We start from the raw sequence: 2010 nt of genomic DNA, 5'->3' as shown, positions 1-2010 counted from the left end.
CGACAGGTGACCGACGGGGAGGCCGACCTGGCCCTCGGACGGCGGCGCCCCCAGGGGCGCGGCGCCTGGCCGCTGCATGCCAGGGCAGGCAATCTCGCCCTCTCCCGGATGCTGCGCACCCGTACCGGAGTGCAGCTGCGCGACCTCGGGCCGATGCGGGCCGCACGGCGCGAGGTGCTGCTCTCGCTGGGCCTCACCGACCGGCGCAGCGGCTATCCGCTGGAGATGGTCGTACGGGCGGCCGACGCCGGCTGGCGGATCGCCGAGAGCGACGTCCCGTACCTGCCGCGTACGGGAAAGTCCAAGGTCACGGGCACCTGGCTGGGCACCTGGCAGGCCGTCGCCGACATGCGCGCGGTGCTGGGCGGGGCGGTCGCCCGGTGACCACCCTGCTCATCATCGCCAAGGCGCCGGTGCCGGGGCGCGTCAAGACGCGGCTCACCCCGCCCTGGACCCCCGAGCAGGCGGCCGGGCTGGCCGAGGCCGCGCTCACCGACACCCTCCACGCCGTACTCGACTGCCCCGCACAGCGCCGGATCCTGGTGCTCGACGGAGCCGTCGGGGCCTGGCTGCCGCCGGGCTTCGAGGTCGCCGCACAGAGCGGGGGCGGCCTCGACGAACGCCTCGCCGCCGCCTTCGCACTCTGTACGGGGCCCGCGCTGCTCGTCGGCATGGACACCCCGCAGATCACCCCCGCTCTGCTGGCCCCCGCACTGGACGGCTGGGACGACTGCGACGCCTGGTTCGGTCCGGCGTACGACGGCGGCTTCTGGGCGCTGGGCCTGGCCGAACCACGCGGGGACCTGATCCGCGGTGTCCCCATGTCGACACCGGTCACCGGCGCCGTGCAGCGCAAGCGGCTGACCGACGCCGGGCTCACGGTCCGCGACCTGCCGCCGCTGCGGGACGTCGACACCGACGCCGACGCCCGGCTGGTGGCGGCCGAATTCCCCCACACCCGTTTCGCCGCAGCGCTCGGCGCCGCCGCGTGAGCGCCCCTGTGCGGCCCCTACAGCCCGTACAACCCGTGCAACCCGTGCAGCCCGTGCAGCAGCGGGCCTGGCTGGCCGACCCGTACGCGGACGCCCTGCGCACCGGCCGAGGTCCGCTCTTCCTGCGCAGGGCCGACGGCTGGCTGCTGCCCCTGGAGGTGGAGCGCTGGTGCGCGGAGGCGGACCGCGCCGACATGTCCGTACTCGGCCGATGCGAGGGCTCGGTCCTGGACATCGGCTGCGGTCCTGGACGGCTGGTCGCCGGTCTCGCGGCGCTCGGTCACCGGGTCCTCGGCATCGATGTGAGCCCGGCAGCCGTCGACCGTACGACCAGAGAAGGCGGAACCGCCCTCTGCCGGTCGGTCTTCGAGACGCTGCCGGGCGAGGGCCGCTGGGGCACGGCCCTGCTCGTCGACGGCAACATCGGCATCGGCGGCGACCCGCGGGCCCTGCTCCTGCGCGCGGCCCAACTCGTGGCCCGGGACGGCCTGTTGCTGGTGGAGGCCGCCCCGGTCGAGGTGGACGAGCGGGTTCTCGTCAGGGTCGACGACGGCCGCGGCGGAAGCGGCGCGGAGGACTTTCCCTGGGCACGCGTCGGCGTACAGGCAGCCCTCGGCCATGCCCGCGCCACCGGATGGACCGGAGCCGGCGCATGGCAGGAGCAGGGCCGCCGGTTCGTCGCACTACGGCNNCGAACCGGCCAGCCACACCGCCGCATCGAGCGGATCCCCCACTCCGGCCAGCAGCCAGCCCCCGAGCCCGATCGCCAACAGTCCTACCGCTCCCACAATCTGACGCACCATCACAGCACCTCCAGCCGGGTGACCCACTTGGTCTGCAGTACACCGGGCCGGTTCGGCGCGATGATCCGCGCGGGGAACCCGTGGTCGGGCGTGAGAACGGCTCCGTTCAGCCGCAGCGCCAGCAGCGTCAGCGGATCCCTCGCGTACTCGCGGCCCATCTCCATCACCCGGTACGCGCCCCGGTGTTCGAGCGATACGACCCGCAGCCCGGCCCC

General features: G+C 74.5%; 3 protein-coding genes and 1 pseudogene. 3 read left to right on the top strand and 1 reads right to left on the bottom strand.

What is annotated here, in order from left to right:
• The 3 genes and pseudogenes from J0695_RS39730 to J0695_RS45840 all read left to right on the top strand — a co-directional run.
• The coding region (locus tag J0695_RS39730; RefSeq protein WP_505383634.1) for a glycosyltransferase family protein at window positions 1–384 on the top strand (384 nt) is incomplete at its 5' end.
• Window positions 381–992, top strand: a complete 612-nt coding sequence (locus J0695_RS44750) for a TIGR04282 family arsenosugar biosynthesis glycosyltransferase (protein ID WP_307798901.1) — start codon at window positions 381–383, stop codon at window positions 990–992. The genes J0695_RS39730 and J0695_RS44750, both read left to right, overlap by 4 nt.
• A 194-nt stretch (window positions 993–1186) precedes the next feature.
• Window positions 1187–1285, top strand: a pseudogene (locus J0695_RS45840) (SAM-dependent methyltransferase); the annotation flags it as partial.
• Window positions 1286–1794: 509 nt separating this feature from the next.
• Here the strand turns inward: J0695_RS45840 and J0695_RS39720 are convergent.
• Window positions 1795–2010 (bottom strand): molybdopterin-dependent oxidoreductase (locus J0695_RS39720; RefSeq protein WP_206969704.1); only part of this gene is annotated, 216 nt, incomplete at its 5' end.

This window comes from Streptomyces beijiangensis (assembly GCF_017315755.1).
In the GTDB taxonomy this organism is placed as follows: Bacteria; Actinomycetota; Actinomycetes; order Streptomycetales; family Streptomycetaceae; genus Streptomyces; species Streptomyces beijiangensis.
The sequence above is the reverse complement of the archived record's forward strand: the minus strand, read 5'-3'. Positions and strand labels throughout refer to the sequence as shown.